The sequence below is a fragment of the Rhizobium terrae genome (assembly GCF_003425685.1).
GTDB lineage: Bacteria > Pseudomonadota > Alphaproteobacteria > Rhizobiales > Rhizobiaceae > Neorhizobium > Neorhizobium terrae.
Window position 1 is genome coordinate 12,964 of record NZ_QJKM01000008.1, and the last position, 16,045, is coordinate 29,008.

Below are 16,045 nucleotides of genomic sequence, written 5' to 3' on the forward strand. Positions count from 1 at the left end.
TTCTTGGAAAATGACGCGGCGGCATGCGTGCTCCTGGAACAGGCGTTGAGATCTCGAAAGTCATGCATTCGCATGTCTCCTCACGTATCCCCTGACAGAGGTGTGTGAGATTGCTGGAGGGTATTAATCTCGACCAAATCGATCAACATGCTAGCATTTCGTTTTCACGAGCGTGTTGAGATCAGAATCCTTCGAAAGCCATTATTTTCGCAAATTCATCAGCACACCTCGCCGCCTCTGCCGCTCGCAGATTGCCGAAAGTCAGTTTGTAAGTGGCCTTTATTTAGCAACGTTTCACTCGGCCGCCGCACGATTGGCCGTTGTCGTGGGAAAGAAGGCGCCGACCTCACAGACCGCTTCGTCTATGCGTTTGACGAGTTGCTCTGATGAAACGGCGTAGTCTGCGAAGTCGCGATCCGATGCATAGACCGCGGTGGGCAGGGTGTGGGCCATGAAAAACCCGAACAGGGGACGAAGCTGATGCTCCACCATCAGCGCGTGGCGATCACCACCGCCCGTGGCGGTGATGAGAATCGGCTTCGACCTGAGTTCTTGCGGATCGATGAGATCGACCAGATGTTTGAAAAGACCCGGATAGGAACCTTTATAGGTCGGTGCGCCGATGACCAGAATGTCGGCATCGACAATCTCTTTGAGAACATGTTGAGCCCTGTCGTCGAGCTGTTTGCGCCAAAGCGCAGTGCCGAGCGATGGTCCGATATCGACCATGTCGTAAGTGACGCTGTCAAAGCCGTAGCGATCACTTGCTCGTCCGGCAACATGCTGCACGAGCGCTGTGGTTTTCGACGGCCGGCTGAAGCTTCACAATATTGCGACGATCCTGGGGGTTCCCATGTTCTTCCTTTCGGTCGGGCTGAAAGACAACGGGTATGCTAAAGTGCGGCCCTGCCGGCAACACTCGGGTAGATCTCGGCTATATCCCTCGTGCCCGGTTGACGGCCTTCGAGCGCAAGCCTTGCCGCCGCCTGCTGGAAGGCTGCATTGAGAGGAGCCGCTACCCCATGGATGCGGCCGAGCCTGACGATTTCGCCATTGAGATAATCAACTTCGCTTGTGGTGCCGCGGGTAAAACTTTGCCAGGTCGATTGTTGGCCGGGTTGTATGCCGCTTTCCGGCGCGACGCGCCAGGACGAGATGTCGATCTTCCATTCCGAGGGGGAGGCCGGATCATATCCGGCGGCAATGAGAACGTCGCGGGCCTCTTGCGCCAAGCCCGCTGAGGCTTCTGAACGGAGCTCGGGAAGACCTGCGAACAGTTCGACCGCGTTGGTGACATTGTGCTCCAGCTTGGCAGCCTTCCAGCGGCGGATGTCCGGACGCGCTTCGGCAAGGTAGCCAGCCTTTGAAAGATCTGCGACGATTGACAAAGCGGTATCGTCCAGCCCTTGCGGGTAACGTCCAAGGGCGACGATCCCGATATTCGGCTCACCCCCGACGACGACCTCGCCAGTGACGATGTAGCGCGCAGGAATGCGAATGCTTGCACCATAGACGCGATCGAAGCGCCGCAGGGCGATATCTTCCGCAGCGAGACCATTCTGCAATGTCACGAGGGGCAGTTCTGACGCGAATCCCGACCCCTCGACATCTCGCCAGGCCCAGAATTCCGTGGCCGCCTCGACGTCCTGGGCCTTCACAGTGAGAACGAGAATATCGTCTCGCTGGAGCACCGGCAGTGTGATCGTGTCGGCGGTGTTGAGCCGGACGACTTTTTGCCCATCCGGCCGGCAGTATGAGAGACCGTGGCTGGCGATATGGGCGATCTGCGCGCCGCGGCCGACCAGAACATAGGAGATACCGTGCGTTTCGAACTCGGCCGCGAGGCTCGCACCGACCGCGCCGGCGCCGATGATGATGTAGCGTGTCATGATCAGGCCGTCTTCAATACGGTGAGATTGAGCGGAGGAGCCGAAGGCGTGTCCTTTTCGCTCTTCCAGCGTTCGAAGGCGGTGCGCCCGAGAATGGAGATGGATGTGTCCTCCTGCGGGGCATGGACGAGCACCGATTGAATGTCGCGGAAGTGGCGCTCCAGGCCCAACTCGTTTCCGAGACCGGGATTGCCGATCCCGCGAACAGCGACCTGAACCGCATCGCGCAGCTGCCGGCCTGCGATCAACCGGGCCCTTATGTGCTTCTCGGCATCGGCATGCTTGTCCTTCAGGGCATCGAAAATGATCTGCCGGGCGCCGGAGACCAGTAGATCGATCTCGCCGGAGAGCGTCACGAAGCGTTCCGTGCGTGCGATCGGATGACCAAGGTTGGTCGGCACCCGCTCGTGGGCAAAGCGGATGAACGCTTCCTGAGCGGCTTCGGCCACCCCGAGATAAAGCGCGGTCAGCGCCAGCGTGATTGCTGCGTGCGCCCGATTATCCTGCTGTGCAACGGACGGATCGACCAGATCGATCACGTTCTCGAGCGGGATCTCGACATCGGTATAGTCGACGTCGTGAGAGCCGGAGGCGCGCATGCCAAGGCTGTTCCAGTTCTCGATGACGCGGATGCCCGGGAGCTTGTTCGGCACGACAAATGTTCCGACGCGGGCCGGCGCCTCGTCGGTGTGCGCCCAGACCAGAAAATGCGTCAGGCCGTGGGCGCCGGTGACGAACCGCTTGCGACCGGTGATCGACCAGCCGGAGGCCGTGCGGCGGGCGAGTGTCGCCGGCAGGCCGCCGCGTGCGGGCGAGCCGAGCTCGGGCTCGACACGCGCGGCATTCAGCAACAGCGGATGATGCTTGGCCTGGGCAAGCAAGCTCCTATAGAGGTCCTCGGGCCAATGGCTTTTTGTCGCCTGGCCAAGGTGGTTAAAGATCGTCATGGCGCTGATGAGCGCGACCGATGGATCACCCCGACCGAGCGCCGCAAGGATCGTCGCGGCCTCGTATAGGGATGCGTCAGCCCCTCCATATCTCGCCGCGACGGTGCTTTCGAGCAGGCCGCTTTCATGAACCGCACGGATGCCTGCCCATGGAAAGTTCCCCGTTCGATCGGCCTCGGGGGCAGCGTCCGCAAGAGCACGCGTTGTCGCTCTCAGCAGGCTTGGATCGAAAGTCGAGTCATGGGCGATCATCAGGCCGCCGCCTTCTTCTTTTCCTCTTCCCGTTCGCGTATGCCCTCGCGCACCAGCGGCAGGATATAGCGGCCGTAGTCGACGGCATCGTTGAAGTTGTCATAGCCGCGGATCGAGATCAGGTCGCAGCCGAGATCGATATAGTCGAGTATGGAATCGGCAATCGTGCGCGGCGATCCGACGAGCGCGGTGGTTGCCCCGGAGGCATTGGTCGCCGTGACCGTCGGATACCACAGGGCGCGATCATGAACGTCGCCGCGTGCGGCAATGTCGAGAAGCCGCTGCGATCCGACATTGGCGGGACGAGGGGCGGTCGGCGGCGCACGATGAAGGCCCTTTTCCCGGTTGTCCTTGAGGCGGTCGAGCACCCGGTGAGCCTTTTCCCAGGCCAGTTCGTCGGTTTCCGCAACGATCGGACGGAACGTCACCCATATCCGGGGTCGGCCGGTCCTGCCGGCCTTTGCTGCCTCGGAGCAGATCCGCTCGATCTGCTGCTTGGTTTCCGCCAGCGGTTCGCCCCATAGTCCGAAGATATCGCCGCGCGAGCCACCGATCCGGTAGGCTGCGTCCGATGACCCGCCGACCGAGATGGGGATGGTTCCATTCGTCGGACGGACGGCGCTGCGGAACTGCTTGAACTTGTAATATTCGCCGTCGAAATCGAAGGGTTCGGTCGAGCTCCATGCAAGACGCAGGATACGGATATATTCCTCCTGCCGCTCGTAGCGCTGCTCTTTGTTGAGGAAGTCGCCCTCGCGCGCCTGCTCGTCATCGCTGCCGCCGGCGATGAAGTGAACGACCACCCGCCCGCCGCTCAACTGGTCGAGTGTGGCAAGCGATTTGGCCGCGACCGTCGGATAGACGGTATTGGGCCTGAGCGCGACGATGATCTTGATGTTCTTCGTGTGCGCAAGGACGGTGGCGCCGACGGTGAACGGGTCGAAGGAAGAGGACGAATAGGGGATCAGCGTATAGTTGAAGCCGTAGTCATCGAGCGCGCGCGCATAACGCTCGAGATAGCGGGGATCGACCGGAGCGTCCGGGAGGGGATCGAGATCGGTCGAGGCGTTGGGAAAGCTAACGCTGATGAATTCCACGGACATGGGAGCTCCTCTGATTGTCGAATGCTGGAGGAAAGTTAGGCGGCAGCTCAGGAGTAAGGAAGACAGGTCTTTCCATTTCTACTGAATCTATAGAAAATATTACCTAATTGCTCCCGCGGAAGATCTGGCCGAGCGGCGGCCTTACCAGTCGGGCGACCAACCGAGGCTTGGAGCGACGGTTTCAGTAAGATCGGTGAGCAGCCGGATGTTCTCGGCAAGGTCGAACGCAGGCGGCAGAAAGAGGACGACTTCGTCGGCCGCGGCAAGGCCGGGATCACTGAGCACCGCTTCGATGACCTGGTCCGGCGTGCCCTGGAAGACCGTTGAGATCTGGCTTCCTGGCGGCTGATTGGTCCGCGAGCTCGGCTCAAGCGCGCCCTTCGGCCGCGATGCGGCGATGCCTTGGGTGCGACGCTCGAGATCATAGGCGGCGTATTTTTCGCGAAGGTCCGGCGTGGTGCCGACCAGGATCGACGCTGCGACCGCAACAGGCGGCGGCTCGCTTGTCCGTTCGCTGCGCCAGGTGGCTCGAAAAGCCTCGATGCAGCGGGCCTGATAAGCTCCGAAGCTCTCACCCTCGGCGTGGTCATGCTGCACGGTTCCAGCGATCAGCCCGATACCGAGTTCGGCGGCTTGTATCGCCGATCCAAGGCTGGCGGAACCCTGTCTGATGCGCGAGCGAAGGGTCGGACTATATGGCGTCACCCTCAGTTGGCTGCCCTGCGCGGCACCCTGGCCGCGTTCTGCGACCGTATGCAGAACGTCGCCTGCGATCGCGGAAAGAAAACGGGCCTGACGGCGCTTGGCTTCCGTCCGGGCATCGGTTTCGACAGTGCCGAAGACGGCATCAAAGGCGGCGTTGGAGCCGGTGGAGATCGCCAGTTCCAGCCGGCCACCGATCAGGAGATCTGTCGTGCCTGCGGCTTCCGCCAGCAGGATGGGATCCTGATAGCGCATCGGAATGACGGCCGAGCCGAACACGATATGGCTGGTATGCTGGCCGGCCGCGGCAAAGAAGGGAAGCGGCGAGGACAGATAATGGTCGAAATGGCGTTGATAGGTCCAACCCGACTGGTAGCCCAGGCGTTCTGCCGCCTTGAAAAGTTCGATGCCCTCCCGCAAGCCGTGAGCGGGGCCGGTCTCGTCGTTGAACGAGACGCGCGTGTTGAAGCCAAGCCGCTTCTTCGGATGGAATGACGTGGACGGTGCCGCGGCGGGGGCGATGACGGTCATGCGATCTTTTCCTCGCTGAAGATCTGCCGGTGCTGCAGGGGCTGTGCGCGTGCGAAACGCGCCGCACCCGACGGGATCGATTCCAGCAGCGAGCGCGTATAGGGCTGGCGGGGGGTGTCGAAGATCTCTCCGACGGTGCCGTGCTCGACGATGCGTCCGCGCTGCATGACCGAGACCGTGTGGGCAAGCTGGCGCACGAGCGCCAGATCATGCGATACGAAGACATAGGTAAGACCAAGCTTGGCCTGCAGCGACAGCAGCACTTCGACGATATCAGCCTGAACGCTGACGTCGAGCGCCGAGGTGGGCTCGTCAAGCACGATCACATCGGGTTTCAGGACGAGCGAGCGGGCAATGGCAACGCGCTGGCGCTGGCCGCCAGACAAGGCGGCGGGCTTGCGGGTCAAGAGATGCTCCCCCAGCCCGACGTCTGCAAAAGCCTTGCGCACCGCAAGTGCCCGCTCCTGGTGTGTCCCGATCTTGAAGCGGTCCAGCGGCTCGCGCACGGTTTTCTCGACGTTCCAGGTCGGGTCAAGCGAGGTGAAGGGGTTCTGGTAGACGAGCTGCAGGTGGCGCCAGACAGAGCGCAACTGTTCGGGTGAGCGGCCGTTGACCTGTTCGCCGCCGACCGCGATCTTCCCGGTGTCGGGTTGCTCAAGCCCGAGCAGAATCCGGATCGCCGTTGTCTTTCCGGATCCGGATTCCCCGACCAGGGCATGCGTCGTTCCCGCCTGAACGTCGAACGAGACGTCGTTGACGGCGGTCAGAACCTTGCCGTCGACGGTGAAGGTCTTCGTTACGCCGGCAACCTCGATCTTTGGTGTCTTCTCGCGCCTGGCGCCAAGGTGGCGGAAACCGGGCTCTCGCAATGGCCGGTACCGGTCTGGATTGAGGGCCGGCACGTCGCCATGAAGCTTTCTGGCGTAGGACGAGGAAGGGGCGGAAAATACCGTGGCGGTACTGCCGGCTTCCTGGACGGTGCCGTCCTTGAGAACCACGATGGAATCCGCCCGCTCGGCCGCGATCGCCAGATCATGGGTGATCAGGAGGAGGCTGATCTGCAATTCCTCCTGCAACTTCGACAAGAGGTCGAGAATACGTTTCTGGATCGTCACATCGAGCGCGGAGGTCGGCTCGTCTGCAACCAGCAGCGAAGGCCGCGGCAGAACGGCGAGACCGATCAGCACGCGCTGGAGCATGCCGCCGGATAGCTGATGCGGATAGGAGTCATAGACACGCTGCGGATTGTCGAGCCCGACCTGCGCGAATGTCTCCAGAACGAGCGCCTTGCGAAGCGCCGTGTCCGGCTCGTCCAGCAGTGCGGCCGCTTCCATTGCCTGCGCGCCGATCGCGCGGACCGGATTCAGGGAGTTGCCGGGGTCCTGCGGCACGAAACCGATCCTGCGTCCCCTGAACGGCCGAAAGCGGCGCTCCGGAAGCCCCAGAAGCTCCTGGCCCTCGAATTCGACGCGGCCGGAAGCGTGTCCCGTTGCGGGAAGCAGCCGCAGGACGGCGCGCGCGATGGTCGACTTGCCCGATCCGGATTCGCCGATCAGCGCGAGACCTTTGCCGCGTCCAAGCTCGAAGCCGACATTGCTCACGACCCTGTGGGTGCCATAGGCGACCGACAATCCTTCGGCCCGCAACAGCGGGGTCGACGCGCGATTTGAAAGCGAAGTCAGTCTGTCTCGCGGAGCCATCGGCTGATCCTGTTTACAGAGAGGACGGTTGCGATCGTGACGAGGGCCGGGGCGTAAACCAGCCAGGGCCATTTGAGGTAATCCTTGCCGATCGAGATCAGCAGGCCCCAGTCGGAGGCCGGCGGCGGGTCGCCGTAGCCAAGGAAGGCAAGGCTGGCGATGACAAGGATGGAATCGCCGAATTGCAAGACGGCAAGCGGCAGCACCGATCGCGATGCGTTCGGAAGCACATGGCGCCATAGAATATGCCAGCGCGAGCCCCCGAGGAGGAAGGACGATTCGACGAATGTTGCCTGCCGGGTCTTGATGACTTCGGAGCGCATCACCCGGGCAAAAAGGGCGACGGCTGAGACGCCCGTCGCGATTGCCGCATTCGTTGTGTCGAAACCGATTGCGGTGACGACGATGACCGCCAACAGGAATTTGGGGATGGCCAGCAACACGTCGACGAGACGGGCAAAGACTGTGTCTACCCAGCCGCCGAAGAAGCCGGCCAGCAATCCGACAATTCCGCCTGCGACGACGCCGATGACGACCGCGATCAGTGCGCTCGCCACTGATGAGGCCGTGCCGTAGACGACGCGCGCATAGAGGTCACGGCCGAGATGGTCGGTGCCGAACCAGTGCGCTGCACTTGGACCGAGCAGCTTTTGAGCGGGAGTGCCATTCACGGGATCGTAGTGGGTAAAAAGGCCAGGCGCCAAAGACCAGCCGATTGCCAGCGCAACGACCAGGAACGAAAGAATGACGACTGGCGGCACGCGCAGGCCGGTCAGACGGCCGATCCCCGTCGCGCGCGGGGTGGAGGAGACAGAGGCAAGTGTCATCGGGTCACCGCCTTGGAGATGGGAAGAGAGCTGTCATCGGCCGTCGTCGGACGGCGCTCCTGCCCGCCGAGAAGTTTGACACGCGGATCGAGGAGCGGGTAGGTGAGGTCGGCGATCAGGTTGACGACCACAAAGACCACCGCAGCGAGCGAAACGACTGCCTGTAGTACCGGAAGGTCCTGCGTGCTGACGGACCGCTGCACTAGGCTGCCGAGCCCGTTTCGGCCAAACACCGTTTCGGTGATCAGCGAGCCTCCGAGTAATTCGCCGATCGTCAAAGCGACGACCGTGATGACCGGGAGTGATGAAGGCTTGAGCAGGTGCGTAACGAAGAGCCGCATCTGGCCAAGCCCGCGTCCGCGTGCGACGGCGGCATAGTCCTGGCCGGATTCGTGATCGAGATTGGCAATCAGGACTTCGGCGATCTGTGCCGAGATCGGAATGCCAAGGGCAATCGCTGCGAAAAGCGTCGCCCAGAAACTGTCCGGCTCGATAACGCGAAAGACGCCGAGCTGGAAACCGAAGAGATGGATCAGCACCAGGCCGATCACGAAGTTCGGAACCGACAGAAATAGAGACGGGAAGCCGCGGAGCAGTCCCTGGCCAAATCGCCGGGGCAGAAATTGCGTGCCATAGGCGATGATCGCTGCCAGGAACAGGGCAACTGCGAGGCCCGCCGAGGCAAGCACGAGTGTCGACGGCAGCACCTCCGCGATCAGCGTCGCAACCGGCCGGTTGGTCCGCATCGACAGACCGAGATCGCCGGTCACGAAGCCGGAAAAGGCGCTCCAGAGCTGCACGGGGATCGGTTTGTCCAGACCCTGCGCAGCGATGATCTCCTTGATCTCATTCGGCGTGAAGCCGTTCTGAGGGTTGTTTAGGACGTTGGTAATCGGATCGCCGGGCAGGATGCTGACGACGACAAAGGTGAAGACATAAGACAGCAGGATCACAACGATCGCCTGCAGGAGCCGCTTTGCGGCGTAGTCGAAATAGGCTTTGCTCATGCCCATCACCTCTGTGTCTGTTGAACGGCCGGGCTATTCGCTTTTCGTGGCGGTGTAGTAGCTGGCATAGGCGACGCCGTTGTAGACCTCTCCCTTGAGCTTGGGCGACTGCACGTAGATGCGCTGGACGATCTGGGTTCGCGGAATGAAATAACCCTGGTCGAGGACGTATTTCTGCAGTTCGTCGAGTAGCGGTTTGCGGGCTTCGATAGAGCCGGCGCCGGCAATCTTGTCGCGCAGGTCGTTGAGGGTCTTGTCGCTCTCGTCGAGCGCAAACCAGTTCTCGCCATTGTTGGCATTCGTCAGGATGCTGGCGACGGTGCCGGCGTCGATGAAGGAGCGCGTCACCTCATATGCCGGTACGCCCGCGCCGCCATACTTGACCTTTTGGCCGAAGGTGACGACGTCATAGGCACGGATATCGACCTTCCAGCCGATCTTGCCGAGCTGCTGCGCAATCAGTTCGTCGATCGATTTCGATGTCGCGAGGTAAGGGTTTGAATTCAGCGTCAGCGACAGTGGTTTGCCGTCCTTGACGCGGACGCCGCCAGTTCCCTTCTTCCAGCCTGCTTCGTCGAGAAGCTTTTCTGCCTTTTCAGGATTGAAGGCGAGGAGTGCACTTTGGTCGCTCGCACCCGGAACGTTGCTCTGGATGAACGACGTCGCAAGCTTCCAGTCGGGGGTATAGACCGTGTCAATGATCTCCTGGCGATTGATGCCGGCCTGAAGCGCCTGGCGAACCTTTACGTCGTCATAGGGCGCAAGCTTGGTATTGATCGCCCAGCCGTTGACGAAGCCGAGATAGCGGGGCGTCGCTACCGTGAGGCCTTCCGACTTGAGGGACTCGAGTTCCTGCGGCGATGCGTTATAGGCAACGTCGGCCTGGCCGGATTGGACGGCTGCGACGCGCAGCGACGGTTCCGAGACGAGCTTGTAGGTAATCGTATCGAGATGGGCGGGACCGGTCTGGCCGACTGCCGCAGGACCCCAGTTGTAATCCTTGCGCTTGGTGAGCTTGACGTAGTCGCCTTCCTTCCAGGACTCGACGACATAGGGGCCGCTGCCGGAGGTCTTGCCGAGATCGGCCTGGCTGCTCGCCGGCGAGGCGATAGTCTTCGGGGAAATGAGGATCGAGCCATGATAGCCGAGCGTCGGAATGAAACCCAGCGTCGGCTTCTTGAAAAAGACCTTCACGGTTGTCGCATCGACAGCTTCGGCATGATCATAGGTCTTGGGGAACAGGCCGATCGGGTTGATGCCCTCGCTCTTGCGTCCGGCATACCAGATGTCGAGATTGGCAACGACGGCTGCTGCATCGAGCGGGCTCCCGTCGGAGAAGGTCACGCCGCTCTTGAGATGCAGGGTGAACTCCGTCGCATTTTCGTTCTGCTCCCAGCGCTCGGCGATCCACGGGCTGACCTTGCCGTCGGCATCGACATAAAGAAGCTTGTCGGTGACATGGCCCCAGATATGGCCTTGAAAGCTCGAGATCGCGCTGTTGTTGGGAATCCAGGTGTCGCCCAGCGAGTCGATCAGGAAGACGACGTCCCCGCCATCATGCGCGCCATCCTCAGCCAATGCCGGGGTTACACCAGCTGTTGCGACCAGAGCGGCAAATGCCAGCGCAGAGGTGGCGGTCAGCAGACGACGCCGGGAAAGAAGAAGGCGAAAAGTGCGGTCGTTCATGAAGTGGTCCTGTTTTGCAGGGCTGATGACGAACAGGAGCCTATGTGAGCGGATCGGTTTCGAGAAAGACTGGTTGTTCTTTTTCCATGAAATTTGTAGATTATTTTGTCAGCGCAAACTGAAGCACGAGGATGAGGATTTCCGGCTCGGGCAAGCGAGATTGGCTGATGCCTTTCTATCCGGCGATAAACGTCATTCCGTCGAGAATGCGTACAGGCCGCAGTTCACCGGTGAAGCGTTCCACATCGACCTTCGTCAGCTGTCCAGTGGATGCCTGGGCAAGCTGCGATGCGCCGGCATCGCGGGTGAGGATGCCTTCCGAGCCGACGAACAGGCGGGTGAGATCATAGCCGGCTGCCGATTTACGCGCCCTTCCGCCGGTGCGAATGATTTGGCCGCTCGGCAGCACGACAGTCAGCGACAGCACGTTCTCGCGCATGGTGCCGTAGCGAACGGCGTTGGTGCCCGACGCACGGGTCGCTGCCATGCCGCCGCGCACTGCATTCAGGTGGCCCTCCAGCGAGGTTCCCGCTCCGAAGGCGATGACCGGCACACCCGCTGCGGCACAGAGCCGGACGGTTTCTGCAACATCGTCGGTGTTCCTTGCAAACACCACGGCATCCGGGATTGCCGTGCGTGGTGGGATTCACCGCGGCCATGCTGTTCGCGCAGCGCCTGCGAAATCGAGAAGCGATTGCCGAACATCGACAACAACTGATCGGATAGCTCGGCGGATAGGGCGCCCATTTCTCAGTTCCTCAGTCTGCAGTGGTGGCGGCGAGAACTCGCGCATATGACGCGATGTCAAAGGCAAGTTCACCGGGACCGTGCAGCTATCGAGCGGGAAGTTCGCGATGGTCGAGCGTAGTTGCGAGTTCACCCTTGTTCCGTGGCGGCCGGTCATCGACCGCCAACTTGGCCGTGAGGTCACTGGCGTCGTGCAAAATGGTTCGGTGTCGTGGCAGTTGGGGCAGCGGGGACTGGGACTCTGATCACACTCATCGACAGCTAAGCTTGTGCTCGACCGGCACCCCGTCGAGATCGAAAACGGCTGCCTCCATCCCCTCTGGGTAAGATGCGCGGGTTGCTCGCCTGATTGTCTGCGGCGGCTGTCCGAAGGCGCGCAGGAACGCGCGGCGCATCCGGTCACGGTCCGCGAATCCTGTCTGTTGCGCCACAGCGTCGATCGTCTGGTCTGTGTCCTCCATCAAGCTGCGTGCCGCCTCCAGGCGCAGGTTCCCGATCGCCTTGGCCGGCGATTGACCCGTCTCGCGGATGAAAACGCGAGTGAACTGCCGCGGGCCGATGCCGGCGACGGCCGCGAGTTCCTCCACATCCAGTCGGTTGGCGAGATTGCGGCGCGCATAGGTGAGGACTTTTTGGATACGGTCGGATTTCGGTTCGAGTTCGAGAAGGGCGGAGAACTGTGACTGCCCGCCGGTGCGGCGGTGATACATGACCAGCGCCCGCGAGACGGATCGTGCCGCCTCCGTCCCCAAGTCGCGTTCAATGAAGGCGAGCGCCAGATCGAGCCCGGCGGTCATGCCGGCCGATGTCCAGATCGGGCCGTCCTCCACGAAAATGCGATCCTCCTCGATCCTCGCCAAGGGATAGCGGAGCTGGAGTTCGCGCGCCCGCGCCCAATGCGTCGTCGCGCGTCGTCCGTCGAGCAATCCTGCTTCCGCGAGCACGAAGGCCGCCGTACAGGTGCCGGCGATCCGGCCGACGCGACCGACGGCATTCCGAAGGAACGCTATCGTCGCCGGGGTCGCCGCTTCGACACCGCCGCCGATGATGATGAGGTCGAGATGCCGGGCGGACAACGCCTCGGTCTCGACGGCGATGCCCATTGCCCCCCGGACAAGGCCGCCGGCGTCCGAGAGCATGACGAGGTTATAGACTGGGTTGGAGCGTTGGCGACCCGACTGCTGCTGGTTGGCCACGTCGAATGCCGCCGCCATGGCAAGCCCCATTGGGGAGAATCCGGGATGAAGCATGAATCCGATCGTCAGCATGGGGCGTGTCTCGAATGTCTTGAAACGACGTGACTATGACATTTGAGACGTACCTCTTCAAGGTTAGGCTTCTCCATCCGACAAATCGCAAGAGGACATTCGATGGAGACCGAGCCGCAGAGCCAAGCCATTCCAGTTTCACCAAGCAAAGCCCGGCCTGAACGGAAGGGCCTTTTGCCCATCTACTGCATGTCGCTCGGAGCCTTCGCCATCGGCACCGAAGGATTCATGATCGCTCCGCTCCTGCCGCAGATCGCCGACGATCTCGCCTTGCCGGTTTCATGCGCTGCACTGCTCGTCACCGTTTTCACGCTGACGCTGGCGATCAGTTCCCCGATCCTGACAGTGGCGACCGGCGTGCTGAACCGGCGGGCGCTTCTGATCGGGGCGATGGCCGTCTTCGCGGCGGCCAATATCGTGGCCTGGCGCTCTACCGGGTTTGCCGGGATCATGGCCGCGCGTGTCCTGCTTGCGCTGTCGGCAGGTCTCTATTTGCCCAATGCCAGCGCGCTTGTCGGCACGCTTGTCGCGCCTGAACGGCGTGGGCGAGCGCTCGCCATCGTGACCGGCGGCGCGACCATCGCCATCGCCCTCGGCCTGCCGCTCGGTTCGGTGATCGGTCATGCCCTGGGCTGGCGGGCGACCTTTCTCTGCGTCGGATTACTCGCCGCCATCGCGGCCATCGGCCTGTTTGCCGGCGTGGCCAAGGGCGCGGGAGACGGCATTCGCGTCGCCGGCGTGTCCGAGCGTCTTAAAGTCGCTGGCCAGCCTGCCGCCATCAAGGCACTGTCGCTGACGTTCTTCTGGGCGACGGGTGCCTTCACGGCATACCCCTTCATCGCACCCTATCTCCACGCGGCTGTCGGCTTCGGCGATGACGGAGTGTCCGTCGCCGTATTCGTCTGGGGCGTGTCGGCCGTGGTGGGTATGACGCTCGGCGGCTCGGTCAACGACCGTTTCGGCTCCCCCTACGTGATCGGACCAGCCCTCGGGCTTCTGACACTGGCGTTCCTCGCGTTGGCGGCAAGCGCAGCCTTTCTATCGCCGGATCAGGCGTTGATTCCGGTGATGGCGGCGATCGTCCTGTGGGGCATCACCGTCTGGGGCTTCTACCCCGCGCAGATGGCCCATCTCATCAGTGCTGGAGGCCCGCCCGCTGCGCCCGTTACGCTCTCGCTCAACACGTCGGTCATGTATGCCGGCTTTGGCGTGGGCAGTGCGCTCGGCTCCGCGATCATCGCAAGCCGTCCCGTCCAAATAATCGGCCTCGCCGCCGCCGGCTTGGAAGCCAGCGGCCTGGTTCTGTTCGTCTTTTACAGGATGACTAGCCGACGCGATGGACGACCGCAGGGATAGGTATGGACGATGCGGCGGCGTTCAGCTCCTATGGTTGATCCTCAGTGGGGAAACACCGACCCGGCTAGGGTCGCGTATTCCCCTATTGAAGGGTCGGCATCTGTTTCAATAGGGTCCGCCAAGTCACTGGCCATACTAAAAAATCGGTGCGGACAACAAGGTAGTCGGTTCGTATACCTTCAACTGGAAACAATCGCGGGGTCGGCGGTTCGGCTCCCTTCAACTGCACGCACTAGCAACCGGTCTGGGGTTGTGCTCGAGCAGAGGTAGATAGGGCGGATCGGCGTCTTCTTCGAAATAGCAGATCCCTCCAAGCGACATCGGATCAGAGGTATCGGCGGTGGCCACCTACCCACATATGTGTTAATGTGGGTTTTCTCAGTTCAGGAGCGCGTTAGATGAGCCGATTGACGATCGACATAACGGACCAACAACATCAAAGCCTAAAGGCGCTAGCCGCTTTACAGGGCAAGACAATCAAGCAGTATGCACTTGAGCGCCTCTTTCCCGGTGACACAGATGGAGAACGAGCCTGGGAGGAGTTGAAGACGTTGATGAACACGCGCGTCAATGAGGGGCTCGCCGGAAGACTGTCGACCAAAACCGTAGGTGAGATCCTCGACGAGGAGATTGCCGAGGGTCGTGCTTGACGGCCTACATTCTTACCGCGGAGGCGGAATCGGATCTACGTTCGGTAATCCGCTACACACGTGCGCAATGGGGTGCTGCCCAGGTACGCCGCTACGTCTCGGGTTTGGAGCGAGGTATCGCAATCCTTGCCGAGGGCAAAGGTCCTTTCAAGGATATGAGCGCGCTTTATCCGGCGTTACGAATGGCGCGATGCAAACACCACTACGTCTTTTGTCTGCCTCGAGAGGATGCGCCCGCCCTCATCGTGGCAATTCTTCATGAACGAATGGATCTCATGAAGCGTTTGGTTGATCGTCTGAACGAATGATGTTTGGACGGAGGCGAGATTACCTGAGCGCAAGACCGATAAATCGTTGTTATCGCGTGGTCAAAAAGGGGGGCGCCAGTTCTGATCCCTTCAAGAGCATAGCTACTTTGCCCCTGCTAGTCTTATAGCCTCTTCGGCCATTTCTGAGAGGCGTGCATCACGGTGATGATCTCAATGTCCTGGCGAACCCGATAAGGAATGATGTAAGGAATGTCGGACAGCACGATCTCGCGCGTGCCGGCAATGCGGCCGAGGCGTCCAGCGCCTGGAAACTCTACCAACATATCGACGGACGCCACGAGCCGGGCAACAACCCGTGCCGCAGCATCAGGGTCCTCGTGTTCAATGTGGGCACCAATTTCATCGAGCCGTCGCAAGGCCCGCACGGTCCAGCGGATGCGCTTGTGGTTCATGACCGAGATGAAACTTTGACGTATTTCGCGACCACACGAGCCACGTCGTCGTTACTGGCGAACTCGCCGCGGTCTGCCTCAGCAATTCCGGCTTCAATTTCGGCAAGCTGCCATTCTTCGCGTGAAACAAAATCTTCGATGGCCTGTGCTGCCATATAAGAGCGGGAACGGTCGAGCTTCTGAGCAATCTTGTTTAACCGGTCGGCCACCTCGTCTGGGACTCGGATCGTGAATGCGGTCATGAGTAGATCTTCTCCTATTCACATTGATTATCTTTGAACCACATTGGTTCGTCAAGGTTCAGCTGGGCCTCGCTTTTTGCGGTTGTCGAGGCTGCAATCAATTATCATCCCCTACGATGACTGCGGAGTGGCGTTCACATCCCTTGCCGCAGCCGGTTTCAGGGCCAGTTGAGCACCATGCAGAAGCGGCTGGAAGCGCTCGGATTCCGGGAAATTGGCGCGCACGTTCTCACCGACGTCAATCGCATTTGTTGGGGACAAGAAGCTCCACAGGTTGGTGTCGATAAACCCTGGCCGGATGGCATTCACCCTGATGGGTCCGACGGTTCGAGTAGGCTCAACTGCAAATCTGTGGAGCGGGATTACGACGGCGATGGGAATGATTTAGCTCCTGCCAGGCGGATCTGCAGCAGGCAA

Annotated in this window: 14 protein-coding genes and 3 pseudogenes; 4 read left to right on the forward strand and 13 right to left on the reverse strand. The window is 61.2% G+C overall.

Annotation, left to right across the window (positions count from 1 at the left end; genetic code table 11):
• Nucleotides 1-294: 294 nt before the first annotated feature.
• The 10 genes and pseudogenes from msuE to DMO26_RS15865 all read right to left on the reverse strand — a co-directional run.
• Nucleotides 295-855, reverse strand: a pseudogene (gene msuE / locus DMO26_RS15820) (FMN reductase).
• A gap of 38 nt (nucleotides 856-893) precedes the next feature.
• Nucleotides 894-1,889 (reverse strand): ketopantoate reductase family protein, encoded by a 996-nt coding sequence (locus DMO26_RS15825; protein ID WP_117193132.1) that lies wholly within the window; start codon nucleotides 1,887-1,889, stop codon nucleotides 894-896.
• A gap of 2 nt (nucleotides 1,890-1,891) precedes the next feature.
• Nucleotides 1,892-3,088, reverse strand: a complete 1,197-nt coding sequence (locus tag DMO26_RS15830; protein WP_117193133.1) for an acyl-CoA dehydrogenase family protein — start codon at nucleotides 3,086-3,088, stop codon at nucleotides 1,892-1,894.
• On the reverse strand, nucleotides 3,088-4,191 hold the full coding sequence (locus DMO26_RS15835; protein WP_117193134.1) for an LLM class flavin-dependent oxidoreductase: 1,104 nt from the start codon (nucleotides 4,189-4,191) through the stop codon (nucleotides 3,088-3,090). Before DMO26_RS15835 ends, DMO26_RS15830 begins: the two co-directional genes overlap by 1 nt.
• A gap of 141 nt (nucleotides 4,192-4,332) precedes the next feature.
• The gene (locus DMO26_RS15840; RefSeq protein WP_117193135.1) at nucleotides 4,333-5,424 is read right to left on the reverse strand and encodes an LLM class flavin-dependent oxidoreductase; all 1,092 of its coding nucleotides are present in this window, start codon (nucleotides 5,422-5,424) and stop codon (nucleotides 4,333-4,335) included.
• Nucleotides 5,421-7,124 (reverse strand): ABC transporter ATP-binding protein, encoded by a 1,704-nt coding sequence (locus DMO26_RS15845; protein ID WP_117193136.1) that lies wholly within the window; start codon nucleotides 7,122-7,124, stop codon nucleotides 5,421-5,423. Before DMO26_RS15845 ends, DMO26_RS15840 begins: the two co-directional genes overlap by 4 nt.
• Nucleotides 7,103-7,951: an ABC transporter permease gene (locus DMO26_RS15850; RefSeq protein ID WP_117193137.1), complete on the reverse strand. Its 849-nt coding sequence runs from the start codon at nucleotides 7,949-7,951 to the stop codon at nucleotides 7,103-7,105. The genes DMO26_RS15845 and DMO26_RS15850 overlap by 22 nt, the downstream gene beginning before the upstream one ends.
• The gene (locus tag DMO26_RS15855) at nucleotides 7,948-8,958 is read right to left on the reverse strand and encodes an ABC transporter permease (protein ID WP_117193405.1); all 1,011 of its coding nucleotides are present in this window, start codon (nucleotides 8,956-8,958) and stop codon (nucleotides 7,948-7,950) included. The genes DMO26_RS15850 and DMO26_RS15855 overlap by 4 nt, the downstream gene beginning before the upstream one ends.
• Nucleotides 8,959-8,991: 33 nt before the next feature.
• Nucleotides 8,992-10,644: an ABC transporter substrate-binding protein gene (locus DMO26_RS15860; protein WP_117193138.1), complete on the reverse strand. Its 1,653-nt coding sequence runs from the start codon at nucleotides 10,642-10,644 to the stop codon at nucleotides 8,992-8,994.
• A 307-nt stretch (nucleotides 10,645-10,951) separates the two neighbouring features.
• Nucleotides 10,952-11,391: pseudogene (locus DMO26_RS15865) on the reverse strand (FAD-binding oxidoreductase); the annotation flags it as partial.
• A gap of 56 nt (nucleotides 11,392-11,447) precedes the next feature.
• Here DMO26_RS15865 and DMO26_RS15870 point away from each other — a divergent pair.
• Nucleotides 11,448-11,636 (forward strand): annotated as a pseudogene (locus DMO26_RS15870) (DUF3363 domain-containing protein); the annotation flags it as partial.
• Between the two features lie 6 nt (nucleotides 11,637-11,642).
• Here DMO26_RS15870 and DMO26_RS15875 read toward each other — a convergent pair.
• Entirely contained in the window at nucleotides 11,643-12,659 is a 1,017-nt protein-coding gene (locus DMO26_RS15875; RefSeq protein WP_117193139.1) for a GlxA family transcriptional regulator, read from the reverse strand.
• Between the two features lie 174 nt (nucleotides 12,660-12,833).
• On the opposite strand from DMO26_RS15875, the gene DMO26_RS15880 reads away from it, so the two are divergent.
• The 3 genes from DMO26_RS15880 to DMO26_RS15890 all read left to right on the forward strand — a co-directional run bounded on the left by DMO26_RS15880 (nucleotide 12,834) and on the right by DMO26_RS15890 (nucleotide 14,973).
• A complete protein-coding gene (locus tag DMO26_RS15880; RefSeq protein WP_226951310.1) occupies nucleotides 12,834-14,015 on the forward strand; it encodes an MFS transporter in 1,182 nt (393 codons plus the stop codon).
• Between the two features lie 398 nt (nucleotides 14,016-14,413).
• On the forward strand, nucleotides 14,414-14,665 hold the full coding sequence (locus tag DMO26_RS15885; protein ID WP_117193141.1) for an antitoxin: 252 nt from the start codon (nucleotides 14,414-14,416) through the stop codon (nucleotides 14,663-14,665).
• Entirely contained in the window at nucleotides 14,662-14,973 is a 312-nt protein-coding gene (locus tag DMO26_RS15890) for a type II toxin-antitoxin system RelE/ParE family toxin (protein ID WP_117193142.1), read from the forward strand. Before DMO26_RS15885 ends, DMO26_RS15890 begins: the two co-directional genes overlap by 4 nt.
• Before the next feature lie 122 nt (nucleotides 14,974-15,095).
• Here DMO26_RS15890 and DMO26_RS15895 read toward each other — a convergent pair whose 3' ends face one another.
• Together DMO26_RS15895 and DMO26_RS15900 are read right to left on the reverse strand one after the other, a co-directional pair.
• The gene (locus DMO26_RS15895; RefSeq protein WP_117193143.1) at nucleotides 15,096-15,386 is read right to left on the reverse strand and encodes a type II toxin-antitoxin system RelE/ParE family toxin; all 291 of its coding nucleotides are present in this window, start codon (nucleotides 15,384-15,386) and stop codon (nucleotides 15,096-15,098) included.
• Complete coding sequence (locus DMO26_RS15900; protein WP_117193144.1) at nucleotides 15,383-15,628, reverse strand: CopG family ribbon-helix-helix protein; 246 nt, start codon at nucleotides 15,626-15,628, stop codon at nucleotides 15,383-15,385. The genes DMO26_RS15895 and DMO26_RS15900 overlap by 4 nt, the downstream gene beginning before the upstream one ends.
• Between the last annotated feature and the right edge of the window lie 417 nt (nucleotides 15,629-16,045).

Bases quoted from the DNA above. Each gene is read 5' to 3' on its own strand.
- DMO26_RS15850 (WP_117193137.1), bottom strand. From the start codon at position 7,951: ATGACACTTGCCTCTGTCTCCTCCACCCCGCGCGCGACGGGGATCGGC.
- DMO26_RS15840 (WP_117193135.1), bottom strand. From the start codon at position 5,424: ATGACCGTCATCGCCCCCGCCGCGGCACCGTCCACGTCATTCCATCCG.
- DMO26_RS15860 (WP_117193138.1), bottom strand. From the start codon at position 10,644: ATGAACGACCGCACTTTTCGCCTTCTTCTTTCCCGGCGTCGTCTGCTG.
- DMO26_RS15900 (WP_117193144.1), bottom strand. From the start codon at position 15,628: ATGACCGCATTCACGATCCGAGTCCCAGACGAGGTGGCCGACCGGTTA.
- DMO26_RS15895 (WP_117193143.1), bottom strand. From the start codon at position 15,386: ATGAACCACAAGCGCATCCGCTGGACCGTGCGGGCCTTGCGACGGCTC.
- DMO26_RS15835 (WP_117193134.1), bottom strand. From the start codon at position 4,191: ATGTCCGTGGAATTCATCAGCGTTAGCTTTCCCAACGCCTCGACCGAT.
- DMO26_RS15855 (WP_117193405.1), bottom strand. From the start codon at position 8,958: ATGAGCAAAGCCTATTTCGACTACGCCGCAAAGCGGCTCCTGCAGGCG.
- DMO26_RS15830 (WP_117193133.1), bottom strand. From the start codon at position 3,088: ATGATCGCCCATGACTCGACTTTCGATCCAAGCCTGCTGAGAGCGACA.
- DMO26_RS15825 (WP_117193132.1), bottom strand. From the start codon at position 1,889: ATGACACGCTACATCATCATCGGCGCCGGCGCGGTCGGTGCGAGCCTC.
- DMO26_RS15875 (WP_117193139.1), bottom strand. From the start codon at position 12,659: ATGCTGACGATCGGATTCATGCTTCATCCCGGATTCTCCCCAATGGGG.
- DMO26_RS15885 (WP_117193141.1), top strand. From the start codon at position 14,414: ATGAGCCGATTGACGATCGACATAACGGACCAACAACATCAAAGCCTA.
- DMO26_RS15845 (WP_117193136.1), bottom strand. From the start codon at position 7,124: ATGGCTCCGCGAGACAGACTGACTTCGCTTTCAAATCGCGCGTCGACC.